The sequence below is a fragment of the Oricola sp. genome, assembly GCF_022763245.1.
In the GTDB taxonomy this organism is placed as follows: domain Bacteria; phylum Pseudomonadota; class Alphaproteobacteria; order Rhizobiales; family Rhizobiaceae; genus Oricola.
On record NZ_JALEGV010000014.1, the window covers coordinates 358,892 to 378,433 of the forward strand.

General features: G+C 63.1%; 22 protein-coding genes, 1 tRNA gene, 2 pseudogenes and 1 riboswitch. Of the genes and pseudogenes, 6 read left to right on the forward strand and 19 right to left on the reverse strand.

Going from position 1 to position 19,542, the window contains the following annotated elements; translation table 11 throughout:
• Positions 1–336 precede the first annotated feature (336 nt).
• From MRY80_RS09420 to MRY80_RS09450, 7 genes and pseudogenes are all read right to left on the reverse strand, one after another.
• A tRNA-Arg gene (locus MRY80_RS09420) sits at positions 337–413 on the reverse strand.
• Positions 414–502: 89 nt separating this feature from the next.
• Positions 503–958 carry a GNAT family N-acetyltransferase gene (locus MRY80_RS09425; RefSeq protein WP_293290355.1) on the reverse strand — a complete coding sequence of 152 codons (456 nt, stop codon included), beginning with the start codon at positions 956–958 and terminating at the stop codon, positions 503–505.
• Positions 951–1,880, reverse strand: coding sequence for a homoserine O-succinyltransferase (gene metA, locus MRY80_RS09430; protein ID WP_293290357.1), 930 nt, complete (start codon positions 1,878–1,880; stop codon positions 951–953). Before metA ends, MRY80_RS09425 begins: the two co-directional genes overlap by 8 nt.
• A 61-nt stretch (positions 1,881–1,941) precedes the next feature.
• Positions 1,942–2,019: riboswitch (SAM riboswitch) on the reverse strand.
• A gap of 50 nt (positions 2,020–2,069) precedes the next feature.
• A pseudogene (locus tag MRY80_RS09435) lies at positions 2,070–2,953 on the reverse strand (IS1 family transposase).
• A gap of 43 nt (positions 2,954–2,996) precedes the next feature.
• Positions 2,997–3,401 carry a hypothetical protein gene (locus MRY80_RS09440; RefSeq protein WP_293290359.1) on the reverse strand — a complete coding sequence of 135 codons (405 nt, stop codon included), beginning with the start codon at positions 3,399–3,401 and terminating at the stop codon, positions 2,997–2,999.
• Positions 3,385–3,870, reverse strand: coding sequence for a Panacea domain-containing protein (locus MRY80_RS09445; protein WP_293290360.1), 486 nt, complete (start codon positions 3,868–3,870; stop codon positions 3,385–3,387). Before MRY80_RS09445 ends, MRY80_RS09440 begins: the two co-directional genes overlap by 17 nt.
• Positions 3,870–4,097, reverse strand: a complete 228-nt coding sequence (locus MRY80_RS09450; RefSeq protein WP_293290362.1) for an RNA-binding protein — start codon at positions 4,095–4,097, stop codon at positions 3,870–3,872. The genes MRY80_RS09445 and MRY80_RS09450 overlap by 1 nt, the downstream gene beginning before the upstream one ends.
• Before the next feature lie 279 nt (positions 4,098–4,376).
• Between MRY80_RS09450 and MRY80_RS09455 the strand changes: the two genes are divergently transcribed.
• The 5 genes from MRY80_RS09455 to MRY80_RS09475 all read left to right on the forward strand — a co-directional run bounded on the left by MRY80_RS09455 (position 4,377) and on the right by MRY80_RS09475 (position 7,812).
• On the forward strand, positions 4,377–6,305 hold the full coding sequence (locus tag MRY80_RS09455) for a diguanylate cyclase (protein WP_293290364.1): 1,929 nt from the start codon (positions 4,377–4,379) through the stop codon (positions 6,303–6,305).
• Between the two features lie 427 nt (positions 6,306–6,732).
• A complete protein-coding gene (locus MRY80_RS09460) occupies positions 6,733–6,939 on the forward strand; it encodes a cold-shock protein (protein ID WP_293290366.1) in 207 nt (68 codons plus the stop codon).
• A 104-nt stretch (positions 6,940–7,043) separates the two neighbouring features.
• Positions 7,044–7,280 carry a hypothetical protein gene (locus MRY80_RS09465; RefSeq protein WP_293290368.1) on the forward strand — a complete coding sequence of 79 codons (237 nt, stop codon included), beginning with the start codon at positions 7,044–7,046 and terminating at the stop codon, positions 7,278–7,280.
• Between the two features lie 34 nt (positions 7,281–7,314).
• Complete coding sequence (rpsU, locus tag MRY80_RS09470) at positions 7,315–7,569, forward strand: 30S ribosomal protein S21 (protein ID WP_293290370.1); 255 nt, start codon at positions 7,315–7,317, stop codon at positions 7,567–7,569.
• Positions 7,570–7,578: 9 nt separating this feature from the next.
• Positions 7,579–7,812, forward strand: coding sequence for a hypothetical protein (locus MRY80_RS09475; RefSeq protein WP_293290372.1), 234 nt, complete (start codon positions 7,579–7,581; stop codon positions 7,810–7,812).
• A 53-nt stretch (positions 7,813–7,865) separates the two neighbouring features.
• Here the strand turns inward: MRY80_RS09475 and MRY80_RS09480 are convergent, their stop codons facing one another.
• From MRY80_RS09480 to MRY80_RS09500, 5 genes are all read right to left on the reverse strand, one after another.
• Positions 7,866–8,681 (reverse strand): transglutaminase family protein, encoded by an 816-nt coding sequence (locus MRY80_RS09480; RefSeq protein WP_293290374.1) that lies wholly within the window; start codon positions 8,679–8,681, stop codon positions 7,866–7,868.
• 3 nt (positions 8,682–8,684) lie between these two features.
• Complete coding sequence (locus MRY80_RS09485) at positions 8,685–8,954, reverse strand: DUF1488 family protein (protein WP_293290376.1); 270 nt, start codon at positions 8,952–8,954, stop codon at positions 8,685–8,687.
• A gap of 34 nt (positions 8,955–8,988) precedes the next feature.
• Positions 8,989–9,114 carry a hypothetical protein gene (locus MRY80_RS09490; RefSeq protein WP_293290378.1) on the reverse strand — a complete coding sequence of 42 codons (126 nt, stop codon included), beginning with the start codon at positions 9,112–9,114 and terminating at the stop codon, positions 8,989–8,991.
• A 30-nt stretch (positions 9,115–9,144) separates the two neighbouring features.
• On the reverse strand, positions 9,145–9,423 hold the full coding sequence (locus MRY80_RS09495) for a hypothetical protein (protein ID WP_293290380.1): 279 nt from the start codon (positions 9,421–9,423) through the stop codon (positions 9,145–9,147).
• A 160-nt stretch (positions 9,424–9,583) separates the two neighbouring features.
• Complete coding sequence (locus tag MRY80_RS09500; protein WP_293290382.1) at positions 9,584–9,970, reverse strand: hypothetical protein; 387 nt, start codon at positions 9,968–9,970, stop codon at positions 9,584–9,586.
• Positions 9,971–10,621: 651 nt separating this feature from the next.
• On the opposite strand from MRY80_RS09500, the gene MRY80_RS09505 reads away from it, so the two are divergent.
• Positions 10,622–11,461, forward strand: coding sequence for a hypothetical protein (locus MRY80_RS09505; RefSeq protein ID WP_293290384.1), 840 nt, complete (start codon positions 10,622–10,624; stop codon positions 11,459–11,461).
• 84 nt (positions 11,462–11,545) lie between these two features.
• Here the strand turns inward: MRY80_RS09505 and MRY80_RS09510 are convergent, their stop codons facing one another.
• The 7 genes and pseudogenes from MRY80_RS09510 to MRY80_RS09540 form a co-directional block, all read right to left on the reverse strand.
• The gene (locus MRY80_RS09510; protein ID WP_293290386.1) at positions 11,546–11,917 is read right to left on the reverse strand and encodes a hypothetical protein; all 372 of its coding nucleotides are present in this window, start codon (positions 11,915–11,917) and stop codon (positions 11,546–11,548) included.
• A gap of 9 nt (positions 11,918–11,926) precedes the next feature.
• Positions 11,927–12,769, reverse strand: coding sequence for a MoxR family ATPase (locus MRY80_RS09515; RefSeq protein WP_293290488.1), 843 nt, complete (start codon positions 12,767–12,769; stop codon positions 11,927–11,929).
• Between the two features lie 268 nt (positions 12,770–13,037).
• On the reverse strand, positions 13,038–13,919 hold the full coding sequence (locus MRY80_RS09520) for a 3-hydroxybutyryl-CoA dehydrogenase (RefSeq protein WP_293290388.1): 882 nt from the start codon (positions 13,917–13,919) through the stop codon (positions 13,038–13,040).
• Positions 13,920–14,014: 95 nt separating this feature from the next.
• Positions 14,015–14,383, reverse strand: a complete 369-nt coding sequence (locus MRY80_RS09525; protein WP_293290390.1) for an MmcQ/YjbR family DNA-binding protein — start codon at positions 14,381–14,383, stop codon at positions 14,015–14,017.
• Between the two features lie 10 nt (positions 14,384–14,393).
• Positions 14,394–15,733 (reverse strand): annotated as a pseudogene (locus MRY80_RS09530) (L,D-transpeptidase).
• A 151-nt stretch (positions 15,734–15,884) separates the two neighbouring features.
• Entirely contained in the window at positions 15,885–18,497 is a 2,613-nt protein-coding gene (gene clpB, locus MRY80_RS09535) for an ATP-dependent chaperone ClpB (protein ID WP_293290392.1), read from the reverse strand.
• A 272-nt stretch (positions 18,498–18,769) separates the two neighbouring features.
• On the reverse strand, positions 18,770–19,456 hold the full coding sequence (locus MRY80_RS09540; RefSeq protein WP_293290394.1) for a DUF4167 domain-containing protein: 687 nt from the start codon (positions 19,454–19,456) through the stop codon (positions 18,770–18,772).
• Positions 19,457–19,542 lie beyond the last annotated feature (86 nt).

Here is a 19,542-nt window from a genome sequence, read left to right on the forward strand (position 1 = left end):
ATCGACGAGTTGTCATCGCTCTATTGAAAATAATGTCAGACAAAAATGTCAAGAGCCTTGAGTCGGCAATCGCGCCGAAACGGGCGGGCGCAGGGCCATGCCGGCGTCAAATATCCTTACGGAAGCCCGGAAACGCCGCATGTCTCGGCCGCGCGCGTCGCACCGACCGGTCATTCCGGGCGAGGCGCGGCGAAGGATTGTCGGAGGAAATGACGGTGGCGGCGCGAAAAGATGACGGACAAATCCGCGAATGCGCGCGGGTGCGCGTCAGACGGCGAGCGGGCCAGGCGCCACGGTCTGCCGCGACGCTGTCGCTCTGTCACGCTCTGGAAAGACTGGCGATCCCGACAGGATTCGAACCTGTGACCCTCAGATTAGGAATCTGATGCTCTATCCTGCTGAGCTACGGGACCTTGCCGGCGCGACTGATATCAAAACGCGGGTGATTTGAAAACCATTCCCGACGCGCGGTGTCGCCTTGTTGCAGCCGCCTGCGGGGCGGCTAGCGCGTGTATTTGACGAAGGGCGTCAGCTTGCCGATGCGGTCGTAGAGGCGGCGGGCGGTTTCGTTGAAATCCTGGGTCAGCCAGTAGACGGCCGGGCAGCCCTCGGCGTCGGCGGCGGCGTAGACCGCCTCGACCAGCGCCCGGCCGACGCCTTTTCCGCGCATCTGCGGATCGGCATAGAGATCCTGCAGGTAGCAGACATTCTCGATCTTCCAGCCATGGCGGTGGAACAGGTAATGGACGAGGCCGACCGGCTTGCCGTCACAAAGCGCGATCAGGCCGCGGAACTCGTTCGGCGCGCCGGCATTGCCCGCCAGCATGCGCGCGAAGGTGGAGGCGTAGACCTCTTCGCCGACCGAGGATTCGTAGAATTCCAGATAGGCGGTCCACAGCCGGCGCCATTCGGCCTCGTCGCCGGCTTGAAGCGGACGGATGTCGACGGTGTCAGTCATGGCGGTGCTTTCCGATCTCGGCGAGGTCGTAGGTCGTGGTCTGGTAGACCTGGTTGATCCAGTTGCCGAACAGCAGGAAGGCGTGGCTGCGCCAGCGGTTGAGCGGCTTCTTGTCCGGGTCGTCGTCCGGGAAATAGTTCACCGGCACCTCGATCGGCGTGCCGTTGGCGACGTCGCGGAAATATTCGTCGGCCAGCGTCGTGGAATCATATTCGACGTGGTTGAAGATGTAGAGCCGGTTGCATTTCTTCTCGGCGATCAGGCAAAGGCCGGTCTCCGATGAATCCATCAGCACCTCCAGTCCCATGTCCGGCGTGATGTCGGCGCCGCGCACCTCGGTCCAGCGCGACACCGAAATCTGGAAGTCGTCGGAAAAGCCGGCCAGATAGGGCGAGGCGGGGTTCAGGTTGCGGTGGCGATAGACGCCGAAGGCCTTTTTCGGCAGCGTATATTTCGGCACGCCGTGAAAATGCCAGATCGCCGCCATCGCGCCCCAGCAGATGTTGAAGGTCGAGTGGACGTTGGTCTCCGTCCAGTCGAGGATCTGCTGCAATTCGTCCCAGTAGGTCACCTCCTCGAAGGGCAGGGTCTCGATGGGCGCGCCGGTGATGATGAAGCCGTCGAACTTGCGATGCTTCACTTCCTCCCAGGTGTGGTAGAAGGAGATCAGATGGTCTTCCGGCGTGTTCTTGGGCTGGTGCCTGCCGACGCGCACCAGCGTCATCTCCACCTGAAGCGGCGTCGAGCCGAGCAGGCGGGCGATCTGGGTCTCGGTCTTGATCTTGTTGGGCATCAGGTTCAACAGGCCGATCTGCAGCGGCCGGATGTCCTGGCGCAGCGCCGTCGTGTCGTCCATCACCATCACGCCCTCGCGAACGAGAATGTCTCGGGCGGGAAGCTGGTCGGGGATGCGGATCGGCATTGCGGTTACTCCAAAAAACAAAACCGGCGGCGAGAATGTCGCTACCGGTCGGGACGCCTGTCTGGATGTCGTCTCGGCCCTTTAGCGACTTGTTTAAAGTGGCTGCAAGCCGGCCGGCCAAATCACCACGTCTCCGCATTTAGGCCTCCGCCGTCAAAACGTCAATCTGTGGAGATATACGGTAGTGTCTCAGTTTGAATTCTTTTTCTTGTACGGGCCACGCGGCCCCGGTTTCGGCGCGCGGGCGTCAATCAACCCAACAACCCATTCCATGTCGCGCAGCGTATCAGTGATGCCAGCAGACATAGCGGGAGACATGCGAAGGCTCTTGTGAATGCAGCAAAAATTGTAATGCACGAAATACAGCGATAGCATGTGAAGGTGGTTCTCGACCTTCTTTGAGACGGCATTGGTCAGGCGCGAGAAGCGGCGATTGCCCATGCGGATATTCAGGTTCATGCGCTCCACGTAGGACGTGGAAATGTGTTTCTCGTCCGGCTCGCCTTCGATCTTGTTCTTCTTGATGCCGGTGCATTCAGCCGGGGAATAGCGGCTCTTCGCACCTTCGGGGGCTTCGCCGTAAATCTTCACAAGCTGCGCGTAATCGACATCGGCACCGAATGACCCTTAACGGCCTCCAGATACGCCTTGTGGCCGTCTGTGGTCATCTGGACGCGGGTAGCGAGGCGGTCGGCGACATCGTCCATGAAGGCCATTGCGTAACGACCGTCACGACCGCCGACCAGATAGGAGAAGATCATCTTGCTGTCGGTGTCCAATGCGGACCAAGTCCAAACATCACCGGCGATTTCCGGTGCTGCCTTTGCTGTTTCGACGTTCTTTTACTTGGAATAGCAGAACGACCAGATTTCATCGCACTGGATGCGCTCGGCCTTCACGCCGCGAACCGTCTTGTCATGATACTCGGCGCAAGCTTCGCCAGCATCAACAAGCAGCTTTGTTACCGTGTTGATTGAAACGCCCGTGATCCGCGAGACCGATCGCATGGACGAACCTTCGACCAGTATCGAGAGGATTTGAGCACGCTTTGCGGTAGGTAGGACGTTTGCCATACCCATTACAAAGTAACTTATCTCGCATTAGCAAGCATCTTGTTCATTTTCGAGCGCCGATAAATATCCCGGTTAGAACCATCCCAACGAGGCCAATGACCGTTGCCGCTGTACTCCCTACAAGAAACTGCATAACGGATTCTGGAATTGGGTTGTCAAAGCAACCGAATCCGTTCATTAGCAATATGGCGGCTACAAACGCAGAATAACAACACATAAAAACATATGCATAGAGCGCATACGGCTTCAGCATATCATCCAAGATATTTTTTGTATTGAGTTTCTGCTTTAGCGAGCTAATTTCTTCTTTTAGCGAGAAATTCTCATCAGCAACCTCGTTATGCTTCTCCCTCCATTGATCTGCATCTACGGGAGATTGCGCCCCGGGTTCGGAAAGGGGCGCTTTATCGAGGTCCTCGATACTTACCTGTTTAGGCCGCTGATCCACGCCCGGCCAACGCTAAATCGATGTAATGATTTCTGATATCTTCCGGGTCCAAACGCGAGTTTCGCCCCCGACCAAAATAAGCCCTTTCCCAAGGGGTATCGGGTTCATGGGTTAGTTTGGAAAGCTGCCCGCCAGACAAATGGCCATACTTCGCCCAAACGTGGTCGATAATACGCCGCTCATTATCTGTAAGTTCCTCACTAATTACAGTCTTTTTCTCCGGATCGACAAGGGTGTTATGTTTTCCTCGAAAGCCGTACTCTTTAATGTGGTCCCAAATAGACCGAAATACTGGTCCATTATCCCACGCTTGTGGTAGTTCATCGACCAACGGATATCCGTTCACGGCCAGATTCCAGCCATTCGCGATGTGAACCAGCTTCTGAATATACATCTGTTGCGGCCACGCTTCATCCGCTCGCCGGCTTAAAAACTCATTCGCGATGGCAACAGCCCTATGATTAGGCATCACTCCCACCTCGCGTTCGCAGCCTTGCGGGCGATCTCGCTCCGTTCCTCGCTGGTCAGCTTCTCGGCGCGAGCCTTCGCTCCGGCCTTTCCAGAACGGACACGACCAGATTTGTGATTATCTTCGATTTCGCCAGTTGCGATCTTGGCGACCATGACCGACATGCCGATCAGATCGCCGGGGCGTTTCTCGCCCCTCGGTCCTTTGGGCATGGTTTTCCCTTTCAACGTGCCGCACCATTACGGCTAAGGGCGCGCGAATAGAATCGCTCGCTCTTGTCAAGTTTAACTTAACATATGTGCACAGCGTGTGGAATGCGATAGCGACGGTTGACTTTCGCCGTGGAGTGCGCGCGATTCCCGGCATTTCATCGCTCATTTTCAAACTGGGACACTACCGGATATACGGACGTAAAAACCGCCGGATTCGCGAGTTTCCCTATCGTTATGATATTTTTTGCGATTTCTGACTAATCTGGACGGCAACAAACGCGATTCGGAACCGAGATGATCCATGGCCTGATAGCAAACCTAGCCGTCGTAGGGCTCTTTGTCTCCGTCTGGCTCTTCGCCAAGGAGGCGCTGGTGCGGCATGATCGCCGCAAGCGGGCCGTCGTGCTGGGCGTCCTCATCGGGCTCGGCTCGATCGCGACCATGGCCATGGCGGTGCGGACCGGTGACGGCGTCCTCTTCGACCTGCGCTTCGCGCTGCTGGCGACGGCCGCCTACATCCAGGGGCCCATCGTCGGCATCATCGCCGGGATCGCGGCCATGGCGTTCCGGTTCGCGTCGGGCGGGGCCGGGTGGTTTGCCGGCTGCGTCGGCATCTTCCTCACGGTCCTGATCGGCGTCGCGGCCCACAAATGGCTGCCGCTGCGCTGGAACTTCCGGCAATGCGTGCCGCGGGTCCTGCTGGTCACGTTTGCGGCCTCGGTCCTGCCGAACGTCGCCGCCCTGCTCCTGCCGATCGAGCTGATCGACGCGAGGCTGGGCAGGGCGCTGGCGATGATGACCGTGATGAATTTCATCGGCATGCTGTTCGTCGTCGCGGCCGTCTGGAACGGCAATCTGCGGCTGAGGGAGCGCGCGCTGATGATTGCGGCGATCGCGCAGGCGCCGGACTATTTCTACGTCAAGGACCGCCAGAGCCGCTTCGTCGCCGTCAACAAGACGGTCGCCGCGCATCACGATCCGAGCCTCAGGAAGTCGCTGGTCGGCAAGTCGGACCGCGACCTGGAGACCGATCGCGCCGACGAGCTCTTCGCCGCCGAGCAGGCGCTCATGCAGAAGCCGGAGGGGCAGATGCATCTGCGCGAGACGCTGGACCTGCCGGGAGGCGAGACGCGCGTCTACGAGACCACCAAGGTTTCGGTCAGCGACGTCGACGGGCAGGTCATCGGCCTGGTCGGCATCACGCGCGACATCACCGACGCGGTGGAGGCGGAACTGCAGCTGCACGAGGACCAGCGCCTCTTGGTGTCGATCCTGTCGAAGATGACCGACGGCGTCGCGCTCTTCGACGACGAGGCGCGGCTCGTCTTCTGCAACGACCAGTATCACGCCTTCTTCTCGCTGACGCGGGACGTCCGCGTTCCCGGCGTCGAGCTGGCCGCGATCCTCAGGGCCGCGGCCGAGCGGCGCGAGCAGCTCGACATCCCCAGGGACAATGTCGAGGAGTGGGTGCAGACGGTGGCGCAGGGCATGATGCGCGGCGGCGAGGAGGAAGTCCGCCTGTTCGACGGCCGCACGATCATCGCGCGCACCCGGGTCGTTCCGGGCCTGGGCTCGATTTCCGTGGTCTCCGACATCACCGACATGCGGCTCAGCGAGAAGAGGCTCGCCGGGCTCGTGTCGGAGATGGAGACGCTGGCGCGCACCGACGGGCTGACCGGCGTGGTCAACCGGCGGGCCTTCGACGAGCAGCTGGAGCGTGAAGTCGCCCGCAGCCGGCGCAACGGCGAACCGGTCAGCCTGATCATGCTCGACGTCGACCACTTCAAGGCCTTCAACGATTTTCACGGCCATCCGGAAGGCGACGCCTGCCTCAAGCGCGTCGCCAACATCCTCTCCTCGCAGATGCGGCGCGGGTCGGACATGCTTGCGCGCTATGGCGGCGAGGAGTTCGGCGTCGTGCTGCCCGACACCGACGAGGACGGCGCGCTGGTCTTCGCCGAAACGCTGCGGACGGCGGTCGAGGCGGCCGGCATCGCGCACGGCGCGTCGGAAGCCGGCGTGGTGACGGCGAGCCTCGGTGTCGCGACGCTTCCCGCCGGCGTCACCGGCCTGTCGGCGGCCGACCTCCTGAAGATGGCCGACATCGCCCTCTACGGCGCCAAGCGCAACGGCCGCAACCGCGTCATGCAGTATTCCCGCCTGCTCGGCTCCGTCATCGCCGACCCCGCCGAGGACCAGTCGCCCGGCCGCAAGGTCTGCTGAAGGCGCCGCGACGGCGCCTGCCGGACGCCCTTGAAATCGGCGCGGCGCATCTTACATGTCCTTCACCGGACAATCGCCGCCTGGGCTCCTTCCAGATGTGTCGCGAGGTCTTGCGCGTTGGCCGGCAGAGAACCGATCGACAGTCTGGCGACCACGGATGTACTGGCGCCTCACGGGTCTCGGTGAACGAGGGAAGCGGGCAGACGCCCGCTTTTTTTGTTTCCGGCTGAAATGTTTTTCTCACTCCATGAATGATTTGCCTTGAACAAGCCACATTATGGGCCTACATAAGGACATCGTTCTTTTGGCCAGCTTTGGCTTTTCGCGGCGTCAATGCTTTCGACCCGCCATCTCTTTCCAAATTCTCGATATGTGATTGTGTCCGCATGTTGCGGCACGACGCGATTTATTCTTAGGAACTACTCACATGCAAACTGGTACCGTGAAATTCTACAATGGCCAGAAGGGCTTTGGCTTCATCACCCCGGAAGACGGCGGCAAGGATGTCTTCGTCCATATCAGCGCGCTCGACCGCGCCGGCCTGGGTGGCCTCGTCGAAGGCCAGAAGCTGGGCTTCGAGCTCGAGACCGGTCGCGACGGTCGCACGAACGCGGCAAACATTCAGTCGCTCTGATTGCGCAGCCCGGACGGAGGTCATCTCGCGATACCGATGTCCGGCGTCTTTCATCATATGAAGCGGGGAATGGTCCCCGCTTTTTTTGTTTTCGGAGCACCAGTATGCCTGGCCACAATTTCACCCTCGGCGATATCGTCTGCTTTCAAAGCCGCGCGCCCGTCAAACTCCCGGATTCCTTTGAGGTGACGGCGCTGATGCCGCAGCGCGACGGCGTCGTCCAATACAAGATCAAGAGCGAATACGAACGGTTCGAACGCGTGGTCCAGGAAGACGACATCGAGCTGGTTCATTCCGACCGCCCCGCCAACAGCAATGTCCCCCGGCATCTGCGCAACTGATTGACGGCGCCGCCGTCGGAAAGGACAGATCACCATGCAGGTTCTCGTCAGGGACAACAATGTCGACCAGGCGCTCCGCGTCCTGAAGAAAAAGCTGCAGCGCGAAGGCATGTTCCGGGAAATGAAGGCCCGGCGTTCCTATGAAAAGCCGTCCGAAAAACGGGCGCGCGAGAAGCAGGAAGCCATTCGCCGCAGCCGCAAGGCGGCGCGCAAGCTGGCGCAGCGCGAGGGATTGCTGCCCGGCCCGAAACGCAAACCGCGTCCGGTGGCTGCGCGCCCCGCACGCTAAGGAGAAACAATGGTGCAATTGACCAAGGACACGCTGTTCAAGCCTACGCGGTCGGAGACCAAGATGTCCAACACGGACATGGCCGCACGTTCCATCGCCGACAAGGAAGCGGATGCGCGGACCCAGAAGACCGCGCGCCTGCGTGCGTTGCGGCTCGCGAAGGAAGCCGAAGAGAGCGCGGAGACCCCCGAGGGCAAGCGGGCGAAAGCCGGCAAGGGCCGAGCCCGCCGCATTCGCGGCTGACGGCACCGGCCGTTCGCCGCCGACAGTCTCGGGGGCGCGGTCCCGGCGTTTCCCTATTTCTGCAACGCCGTGACATCATACGTCCACACCCGAAACGACTTCAGCAAATGCTGGCCGAAGGAGTTGATCAGTGGCACGTCGGCAGCGTCTCGGCCGCGCGCCACTACTATCCGTCCGATGCGCGGAATGTTGTTGCGCGGGTCGAATGTTATCCATTCTCCGCCGAGATAGACCTCCATCCAGGCTGAGAAATCCATCGGATCCAGGATAGGCACTCCGATATCCCCGAGATGCCCGTTCACATACCGCGCCGGGATATTCATGCAGCGGCAGAACGTGATCGCCAGATGGGCGAAATCGCGGCAAACGCCGACTTTCTCGACATAGGCTTCCTCGGCGGTGCGTGTCGCCCGTGCGTTCATGTAGTCGAAGGAAAGGTGGTTGTTGACGTAGTCACAGATCGCCTGCACGCGCGCCCAGCCGGGCGGTAAAGTGCCGAACAAGTCCCACGCCGTTTGACTAAGCTTGTCAGTTTCGCAGTATCGGCTCCCGAGCAGATAAGTCAGACAGTCGTCAGGCAATTCGGCGACCGGAATCTCCGCCAGATCTGGCCTTACCGGGTCCAACTCGCCCGTATCCTCCACGGTGCCGTCGGCCCAGATCGAAAAGTCGCCCGCGGGCGCGACGAAACGTCGACACCGGTTGCCGAACAGGTCGACATAGGTATGGGTTTCGACAGCCGGCGTCGTCACTATCCGTTGCGGTGCCTGCAGCGTGGCTTCCCGCTCGGGGCGGATTTCCATGAGGCAGACCATCGGCGTGGGCTGTTCGCACGTTACAGTTAGATCGTAGCCAAATCGGATGAACATGGGTTAGGACCGCAAATCCTCGTTTGAAAGAAAATAGGAAGATCGCCCACCCTTCTGGTAGGCGGCTTGCGCTGCGGCATGGATTGCATCGAGGTTCTGGTAAAAGGCGCCGAGATAGTCGGTTTCCCCTCCGCTGTCCTCAATGCCCGGCGAATAGAACGCGTCGAGTTCTATGCGAAACGACACGGCTTTCGAGCCGTCATGTGCAACAAAGCGCATCTGCTGGCGCCTGTGATCGAAGTAGCTCATATCATCGAGGAATTTCAGTGCCATGCTATCTCCCGCCGGATGGTTGCGTTCCCCAATGTCACTTTTTTCTACCGGAAGGTGTGACGGTCTCGATCGGCGTCGTGCTGCCGGAGGCGAGCACGGCTTCCTTCGGCTGTTTGGGCTTCCGGATTTCGCGGTTCCCGCGTTTCTGGCCTTTTGCCATGCAATGTCTCCTCGTTCGTTTTCTGATGAATCAATCGACGCCCTTGGTTGCCTGTTCGCGGTCGAGTTCAAGGGCTGCACAAAGTTGCCCGTAGTCGATCTCGAACCTAACTCGGCTGCATATTCCTGGGCTTGAGAGAGGGAGATAGAGATAGGTGGCGACGCGTTGCCAAACGACCCAGTTCAATCCCTCGATGACCTCGTCCATCTCCATCAATTCATAGGAGCCTGCCGCGTGGACATTGCCAGAACCTGTGAGCGAGAAGGGGAATTGAAACCGAACTGTGGAATGGCGTGTGCGCGTTCGCATCGATGCTCCTGCCTTGGCGGGTATCCGCCGTTGGAATGCATCACTGGTCGCCGATGCCGCGCAGGAACTTTCAGCAACGCCGCCCCATCCTGATAGAGGCGGCGTTTTTCGTTTGCGGGGAGCTCACCGTCGCTCCACATTGAGGTTTATTGGTGGCGTCCTAGCTGTTGTCGGCGCCTGTAGGCACGGGTTGCGCCATGGGCGGCAAGGCATCCATTTTCGCCAGTTGCTTGGCGCAGGCATCTGCGACGCCCAGAATACCCCCATCGATACCGGGAAAGCTCGCCCAACCGCCTTCCACAATGAGTTGGTCGCGCTCCCAGCTCTTTGTCTTTTTCAACTTGGCGAATTGCGCGACGGCGTCGGGGTCCGCGGCGAACTTGTTGACGCAAAACTTTGCGACGACTTGTGTCCGCGCCTCTCGCACGGACGCGCTTGCAGTGCCAGCAGTGACCCAGCCGCCGAAGCTGAAGCCGATAACGGCGAGCGCGGCAGCCCCGGCCGCCGCGCCGGTGAGCGCGGGGCTTATCCACGAAGGGATTTGCATTGAATTTCCGATCTCTGAAAATGCACGCAGTATTGCGCGCTTCGCACAGCTTACACGACGCGCAACACAATGTAAAATTACGTGACCGGCTGGGTACGGTTTTGAAATCATCAAGTTCTTGAGATAGAAGCGGTGTCGCCGAGACGGCCTGCCGTTGTAAGCGCGCTATCGCCCTTTGCCAGTCGTCGATTTCATGTGCGCGGTATTTCCATTCGCTATTCGCGAACCAATCACCTCGCCGGTCCTGACATGGTCGTTCTCGTTCCCGTGCCTCGAATTATCAAGATGTTCGAATAGAGTTTGAGGCTTCGGGAGCATGAATGGTGCATATCGACTTGCAGGATGTTGGCATGAGAGCGCAGACGTCTTAACAACTCCTGTAATATCTTGATGCTCTCGAGTTTCGTAGTCGGCGTCTGGAAGTCCGCCTTGAGGGCGCAAGGTTGTCCTAGGTCTGACATCGGCACAAAGAAGGCCCCTTCGCCTCCGACCTCTCAGGCCGATGTGCACCCGTTGGACACACCTCCACCGCCTCTCCACCCAAACCCTTCTCCCCGCTCGCCTTTCCCGTCCTCCCCGCGCCCATCCGTCCACCGCGCCTGACGGTCCGCCACACTGCCCGCACCTTTTTTGGAAGCGGAGAGGCATGGCATGGCGTTCGAGTGGGCGCGGGCGATCGAGAAGAACCGGGACGAGCTGATCGGCATCGTCACGACGCTGTTCGTGCTGGCGGGCATTCGCACCGGCGTGGCGGTGGAGACGCTGCCGCACGCGCTTTATCTGCGCATTCTCGGCGTGCTGCGGCCGGCGGAGGCCGCCGCGCGGCGGCTGATCCTGATGGCGGCCTGCATGCTGGTCGTGGTCACCGTGCGGCGCGCCGAAACGCGCGGGGTCCGGCCGGTGCGCGCCGTCGGTTCCGCGCCCGACCCCAAGGCGCCCGACCCCAAGGCGGCCGACGCGGCGCCGGCGCGGGCGGCGCCGGATGCCGTTGGCGCCGGGCGGATGGAGGCCTGCGCCACGTCTCTCGTCATGCAAAGCGAGCGCCCGCCCGAGGCCGCCGGTCCCCGGATCAACCCCGGCGACGACGCCCGGGGCGCGGCCGCGCGCGACGCGGCCGAGCGCGCGCGGGGCGGGGCCTTCATGCTGTTCGATCCGCTCAAGCGCCGTCGCCATCCGTGGCTCGAGCCGGGCGATTTCGCCGAGCCGTGGCTCGACGACGAACCGGCCTTCTATCCATGGGAGCCGGTCGGCGCGGCGGGGCTTTGCGGGCGGATCAGGGCGCTGGAATGGGCGCTGGAGGACCTGCGGGGCCATGCGCTGCGCCTTGCCCGCTGGCGCGCGCGGCGCGATCGCGGGGTCTGCCGGCCGCGGCGCTGGCGCGTCATGCGGCCGGGCCGCCCGCCGGGCCTGCCGAAGCGGCCGAAAAAGCCGGTCGAGCGGGTGTTGCGCGAGTGCCAGGTCCTGGCGCTCGACGCCTGGAACACGTCCTGACCGAGCCCCGTTTGCAGCCTTGCTGGAAGCCTTGCCGCCTGGCGCGCCCGTCCCGAATCCGGGGCGTGGCGGCGCCGGCGCGCGTCAGCCGTAGATCTGGCGGATCAGCCCGGTCTTCACCCAGCCGCTGCGGCAGGGTCCGTCATAGGGCGTCGGTTCCTCGAAGACGATGCCGATGCCGCATGTCTCGTCCTCGCCCTCGATGACGCCGGTCCAGTCGCCCTCGGCGTCGCAGCCGGCGACAACGGCGCCCTCGGGCAGGGTGGCGATCACGGGATAGGCGTCGCCCGGCCCGGCGCGCAGCTCCGTCCCGTCGCGTTCGACGCGGAAGCCGACGCTGCAGGCGCCATGTTCCGGGTCGGCGTCGAGCATGACCGGCCGTCCGGCGGGATCGTCCGCGAGCGCCGGGGCGGACAGAAGCGCGATGGCGATCGCGGGGAGAAGCCGAGTGCGCATGGCCGGCGCCTAGCCGCCGCGCTGGCGGGTGAGGAAGGCCAGCCGTTCGAACAGGTGCACGTCCTGTTCGTTCTTCAACAGCGCGCCATGCAGTTTCGGCAGGGCGTTCTTCGCGTCGCCGCGCAGCGTCTCCGGCTCGACGTCGTCGGCGACCAGCAGGCGGATCCAGTCGAGCACCTCGGAGGTCGAGGGCTTTTTCTTCAGCCCGGCGACCTCGCGGATCTCGTAGAACTGGGTCAGCGCGGCGTGGACGAGGTTCTGCTTGATGCCCGGATAGTGGACGTCGACGATCGCCTTGAGCGTCTGCATGTCCGGGAACTTGATGTAGTGGAAGAAACAGCGGCGCAGGAACGCGTCGGGCAGTTCCTTCTCGTTGTTGGAGGTGATGATGACGATCGGCCGGTGTTCCGCGCGCACCGTCTCGCCGGTCTCGTAGACGAAGAACTCCATGCGGTCGAGTTCCTGCAGGAGGTCGTTGGGAAACTCGATGTCGGCCTTGTCGATCTCGTCGATCAGGAGCACGGTCTTGCGGCCGGCGGTGAACGCCTCCCACAACTTGCCGCGCTTGATGTAGTTGGCGATGTCCTCGAAACGCGGGTCGCCCAGCTGCGAATCGCGCAGCCGCGACACGGCGTCGTACTCGTAGAGGCCCTGCTGCGCCTTGGTGGTGGACTTGATGTGCCACTCGATCAGGTCGAGCCCCAGCGCGGCGGCGACCTGCCTCGCCAGCTCGGTCTTGCCGGTGCCGGGCTCGCCCTTCACCAGCAGCGGCCGCTCCAGCTTGATGGCGGCATTGACCGCGACGGTCAGGTCCTTCTCGGCGACATAGGCTTCGGTGCCTTCAAACAGCATGCGCAAATCCTCGATCCTCGCCCTCGTCATAGGCATGCCGGCTGCCACCGGCAAGCCGGCAATGGTGATTTGGCCTGTCGCGTCTGTGCGCAATCGCACACCGCGCGCAGCCGGCGAATGCTAGGTGAGTTGTGCCGGGGGAGGGCGCACCCGACTTCCGGTGGTGGGGGGCCTCGCATCGATCCCAGTTGCCCCACGGATCGCGCGCGGGGCCCCTCATCCGACTTCGGCCGGCGGCAGGTTTGCCGCCGCCGGGTCGGCTGTCGCCTCAGCGGGTGGGAACCGGCGTCTCGCCGCGGTAGTCGTAGAAGCCGCGGCCCGTCTTGCGGCCGAGCCACCCCGCCTCCACATATTTCACCAGCAGCGGACAGGGCCGGTATTTCGAATCCGACAGCCCTTCGTGCAGGACCTGCATGATCGCCAGGCAGGTGTCGAGACCGATGAAGTCGGCCAGTTCGAGCGGACCCATCGGATGGTTGGCGCCGAGCTTCATCGCCGTGTCGATCGCCTCGACCGACCCGACACCCTCATAGAGGGTGTAGATCGCCTCGTTGATCATCGGGAGCAGGATGCGGTTGACGATGAAGGCCGGGAAGTCTTCCGACACGGTCGTGGTCTTGCCGAGCGAAGCCACATAGGCCTTGGACGCTTCGAAGGTCACGTCTTCCGTGGCGATGCCGCGCACCAGTTCCACCAGCTTCATGCGCGGAACCGGGTTCATGAAGTGGATGCCCATGAAGCGCTCCGGCCGGTCGGTCGAGGCGGCCAGCCGGGTGATCGAGATCGAGGAGGTGTTGGACGCGAGCATCGCCTCGGGCTTCAGGACCGGGCACAATTTCGAGAAGATCGAGCGCTTGACCTCCTCCTTCTCGCTGGCGGCCTCGATCACGAGGTCGCAATCGGCGAGATCCTCCAGCGTGCCGCATGCCGTGATGCGGGCGCCGGCTGCGTCGGCGTCGGCGGCGTCCATCTTGCCACCGGAGACGGCGCGGGCCATCGCCTCCACGATCTTCGCCTTGCCGGCTTCGGCGTTTTCCAGCGCGATGTCGTTCAGCTTGACGTCATAGCCGGCCGTCGCGCTGACTTGTGCGATGCCACAGCCCATTTGCCCGGCGCCGATGACGCCAATCGTCCTGATGTTTCCCGTCATTGTCTTTCCCGCTGGTTGAGCGCCGCTTTTTTGAGCATCTTGCGATTGCTGCGCTGCAATGTAAACCGGGAATATTGCGGGCCCGCCGAAGGACGTCAGGGGGCCGGTTCGAGGCCGAGCTTGCGGCGCAGCCGGCGGGTCAGCCCGCTTGCGACGATGCGATGGCTCTCGGCCAGGTACTCCTTCAGCGCCTCGTCATCCATGGTCGCATCGGTCTGCCGCTGGATCCAGGTCATCCCGCGCGAGGCGAGATACGGCGCCGGGCGCAGGCCCGGCTGCTCCTTCAGGATGTCGAAGGCCAGTCCGGAAACCTTGAACGTCACGCCCAGCGTGTCGCCGTCGCTCCAGCCGGCGATGGCGAAGACCTTGCCGCCGACCTTCCAGACATGCGCCCCGCCCCATTGCACCACGTGAGTGGTTGCCGGCAGCGTGGCGCAGAAGGCGTTGTATGCGTCGAGCTGCATCGAGGTCGCGCTACTCGATGAACTCGACCGCGACGCCCTTGGCGACAAGCCGGGCCAGTTCGGCGGCGTCCCAATTGGTCAGGCGAACGCAGCCATGGGAGTTGTTCTTGCCGATGCGGTCAGGCTCCGGCGTGCCGTGGATGCCGTAGGTCGGTTTGGACAGGGCGATCCAGATCGAGCCGACCGGCCCGTTCGGCCCCGGCGGGATCGTCAGGACGCTGTGATTGTCGCCCTGCACGAAATTGACCTTCGGATTGTAGGTGTAGTTCGGGTCGATGGCGACGCGTTCCACCTGAACCGATCCCGACGGGGAGGGCGTGTCGGAGGAGCCGATCGTGGCGGGATAGGCGGCGACCAGGCGTCCGGCGCCGTCATAGGCGCGCACCTGTTCGGCGGCCTTGTCGGCCTGGATCAGCGCCACGGGCGTCTCCACGTTCTGGCCGACCGCGACAACGCGGATCACGGTCCCGGGCACCCAGAAATTGACCTCCGGATTGAGCGCGGACAGGTAGGATTCCGCCATGTGGAAACGTTCCGCCAGCATCTCGCGCGGCGAGGTGAACGACATGGCCGGCAGCTTGGCCTTCTCGGCATAATCTGCAGGAATGGTTTCGACGAAGGGCCGTCAACGTCTTCCTGCGTGATGACATATTGGGCAAACGCCTCGCCGCCGGTCTGGGCGAGCGCGGCTTCGATCGCGACCTCGTCGGCCGGGTCGTAGGCGAGGCCGGTCTGCTGGCGGGCGGCGGCGATGGCCTTTCGAACATTGCCGCCCATCACGCCGTCAATCACGCCGGGCGAATAGCCCTGCCGGTCGAGCAGGACCTGGAGCTTGGCGATCGCTGGTCCGCGGGTCGGCACCTCGGGTATCTCGGGGCGCGGAATGGCGGCCGTCTCCACGGCGGGCCGGGTCTCGGTCTGGGCGGGGGCTTCGGCCGGCGGCAAGGCCGGCTCGGCTGTCGTTTCGGTTCCTTGCGGAGCGGGATCGAGCGGCGCGCGACCTACTCTCGACGGAGCCGGAACGGTATCGGTCGACGGATAGGGCGGGTTCGTGTCGCGCGGCGCCGGAGGATAAAGGTCCGCCTCGGGACCCGGCGGGCTGGCGAGCAGGGGCGGCAGGGCCCGCTCGAAGAGATTGCGCAGCGGCTGGGGTTCCTCGATGGCGATGATGCGGTTGGTCCGCCGGTCGAAATAGACCTTGCGGCCATGCCGGTCGATGAAATAGCCGACCTCGGCCTGCGCGACGCGATCGGCCTGACCTGCGGTGTCGGCTCGCACGGGTACCGAGGCCGAAGAAAGGGTTAAGGTCGCCAGAAAAACCAGCAGGCCGACCGGAATGAGCGGTTTCATTCGGAAATCCCCAGAAGGCGGCCTACCGTCCGAAGACCGGTCCCGCCCGAATCGATTGCGTCCCAACGGAACTTAGATCGAATACAATCGCGGCCTCAACATGACTGACCCGGCACGAAGGCCGGGTCAGACGAGACTATCTGCGGGCCGGTCAGGCGGCCTGGTCGGTTTCGACCGCCCCGGAGAACGTCCGGAAGTTCAGGCGATCGGAGCCGGCAAGCACCTCGACCGTCGATCCGTCGTGAATCTCACCCGACAGGATGAGTTCCGCCAGCGGATCCTGGACCTCGCGCTGGATGACGCGCTTCAGCGGGCGTGCGCCATAGGCGGGGTCGTAGCCCTTGTCGGCGAGCCATTGCAGCGCGTCCGGATCGAGATGCAGCGCGATCTTGCGATCGGCCAGCAGGTCTTCCAGCCGGCGCAGCTGGATCGTCACGATCCGGCCCATCTCGGACTTCTTCAGGCGGTGGAACAGGATGACCTCGTCCACGCGGTTGAGGAATTCCGGCCGGAAGGAGGCGCGGACCACGGCCATCACTTCTTCCCGAACGCTGTCGGTGTCCTGGTCTTCGGCCAGATTGACGAGATATTCCGCGCCCAGGTTGGACGTCATGATGATCAGCGTGTTCTTGAAGTCCACGGTCCGTCCCTGGCCGTCGGTCAGGCGTCCGTCGTCGAGGACCTGCAGCAACACGTTGAAGACGTCCGGATGCGCCTTTTCGATCTCGTCGAACAGGATCACCTGATAGGGCCGGCGACGGACCGCCTCGGTCAGGACGCCGCCTTCCTCGTAGCCGACATAGCCGGGCGGCGCGCCGATGAGGCGCGACACGGCGTGCTTCTCCATGAATTCGCTCATGTCGATGCGCACCATCGCGGTCTCGTCGTCGAACAGGAAGTCGGCGAGCGCCTTGGTCAGTTCCGTCTTGCCGACGCCGGTGGGGCCGAGGAAGATGAACGAGCCGATCGGCCGGTTCGGATCCTGCAGGCCGGCGCGTGCGCGGCGGACAGCCTTGGAAACGGCCTGCACGGCCTCGCCCTGACCGACAACGCGTTCGGCCAGGTCGTCTTCCATGCGCAACAGCTTGTCGCGTTCGCCTTCCAGCATCTTGTCGACCGGAACGCCGGTCCAGCGCGACACCACATGGGCGACGTGATCCGGGGTCACGGTCTCCTCGACCATGGAGCCGGCCTCGCCCTCGCCGCGCTGTTCGGCCTCGGTGAGCTTGCGTTCCAGATCCGGAATCTTGCCATAGGCGAGTTCGCCGGCCTTCTGGAACTCACCGCTGCGCTGGGCGATGGCGAGTTCGTTGCGGGCCGCGTCGAGCTGCTTCTTGAGTTCCGCGGCCGCGCCAAGCTTTTCCTTCTCGGCCTGCCATGTCGCGGTCAGGCTGTCAGATTCCTCTTCGAGGCCGGACAGTTCCTTTTCAAGTTTCGCCAGGCGATCCTTGGAGGCGCTGTCCTTTTCCAGCTTCAAGGCCTCGCGCTCGATCTTCAGCTGCATGATGCGGCGGTCGATCTCGTCCAGCGCCTCGGGCTTGGAGTCGACCTGCATGCGCAGGCGCGACGCAGCCTCGTCGACAAGGTCGATTGCCTTGTCGGGCAGGAAACGGTCGGTGATGTAGCGGTTCGACAAGGTGGCGGCCGAGACCAGCGCGCTATCGGAGACACGCACCTTGTGGTGCTGCTCGTATTTCTCCTTCAGGCCGCGCAGGATCGAGATCGTGTCCTCGACCGTCGGTTCCTCGACGAAGACCGGCTGGAAGCGGCGTGCGAGCGCGGCGTCCTTCTCGACATGCTTGCGGTACTCGTCAAGCGTGGTCGCGCCGACGCAGTGCAGTTCGCCGCGGGCCAGGGCGGGCTTCAGGAGGTTCGACGCGTCCATGGCGCCATCGGCCTTGCCCGCGCCGACAAGCGTGTGCATTTCGTCGATGAAGAGGATGATCGCGCCGGCGGCCGATTGCACCTCGTTGAGGACGGCCTTCAGGCGCTCCTCGAACTCGCCGCGATATTTCGCGCCGGCGATCAGCGCGCCCATGTCGAGCGCCATCAGCTGCTTGTCCTTCAGGCTTTCCGGCACGTCGCCGTTGACGATGCGCAGCGCAAGGCCCTCGGCGATGGCGGTCTTGCCGACGCCGGGTTCGCCGATGAGGACGGGGTTGTTCTTGGTGCGGCGCGACAGGACCTGGATCGTGCGGCGAATCTCGTCGTCGCGGCCGATCACCGGGTCCAGCTTGCCCTCGCGGGCGTCTGCGGTCAGGTCGCGCGCATATTTCTTCAGCGCGTCATAGGCCTGTTCGGCGCTGGCGCTGTCGGCCGTGCGGCCCTTGCGGATGTCGTTGACGGCCTGGTTCAGCCCGGTCGGCGTGACGCCGGCCTTGGCGAGAATGTCCGAGGTCTTCGCGGACTTTTCCATCGCAAGTGCCAAGAGCAGGCGTTCGACCGTGACGTAGGAATCGCCGGCTTTCTTGGCGATGTCCTCGGCGGTGTTCAGCACCTTGGCGAGGGGCTGCGCCATGTAGAGCTGGCCATTGCCGCCCTGCACCTTCGGGAAGGCGCCGAGTGCGGCTTCCACGCCGAGACGCACTTCGCTGGCCTTGCCGCCGGCACGCTCGATCAGCGACGCGGCGAGGCCCTCGGTGTCATCGACGAGGACTTTCAAAAGGTGTTCGGGCGTGAACTGCTGGTGATCCTGCCCGAGCGCATAGGTCTGGGCGGATTGAATGAAACCGCGAACGCGGTCGGAATATTTCTCAAGGTTCATTATCGGTCTCCAATCGTCCGGACAGCCTCGCGCGAGCACCGACCGGTTCATCGTTGACGGGTTCCCGCAAGCGGCAAACCCCTGTGTCGAAACAGGATATGGTGGCGTGCGCCGGGGAATAAAAGGGGGCCGCTTATGCGCTGCAGGAAAAATCAGCGGGGAGGTCCGCGGCCCTGGGCGGGCTCTTCGGGAGGCAGGTCGGGCTGCGGACAGGCATAAAAAAACCGCGCCGGTTGAGGCGCGGTTTGAAAGGAATGCCGTGTGTCTGGCGATCAGGCTTCGGCAGCCACTGCTTCGGCGTCGCCGGAGGCGGCGTCCTCGGACATCTCGCTTGCTGCTTCGCTTTCCTCCGCGGTGCGGCGCGGCTTGCGCGGGCGACGCGGGGCGCGCTTGGCCGGTGCTGCGGCGCGCTCCTGTTCCTGCTCTTCGAGGGCCACCTCGACCGGGGTTTCGCCGATCACGGGCTGGGGCGCCTCGGCGGCGTCCTGACCGTTCGGCTGGGCCTCGCCATTGGTCTTGGCCGCCTGGGGTTCGCGGTCGCGCTTGCGCGGTTCTTTGTCCTGGCGGGCATTCTCTTGCCGGGCATTTTCCTGGCGAGGATTGTCCTGACGGGCGTTCTCGTTGTCGGCCGACGACATCGAGTCGTCGCCGTCGTCATCCTGATCGCCGCCCTGCGCGCGTTCGTCGCGCTGGGCCTGGGCCTGCGCCTGGGCGGCCATGATGATCCGATTGTAGTGTTCGGCGTGCTGAAGGTAGTTCTCAGCCATCACGCTGTCGCCGGACGACAGGGCGTCGCGGGCCAGAGTGGTGTATTTGTCGGCAATCACTTGTGCGTTGCCGCGGATTTTGACGTCCGGTCCGTTGCTTTCGTAGTTGCGGGACAGCGGATTCTGGTTACGCCGGCCGCCTCCGCCATTACCGCGATTGCGCTGGCGGCGACCTTGCTGTTGTGGTCTCATCAGACTCTCATGTTGTCATTGCAGTCGTTATGGATTGCGCAATGCGCTCGTTCGTTTCAGGCCAAGGAATCCCCCTACCTTGCCTG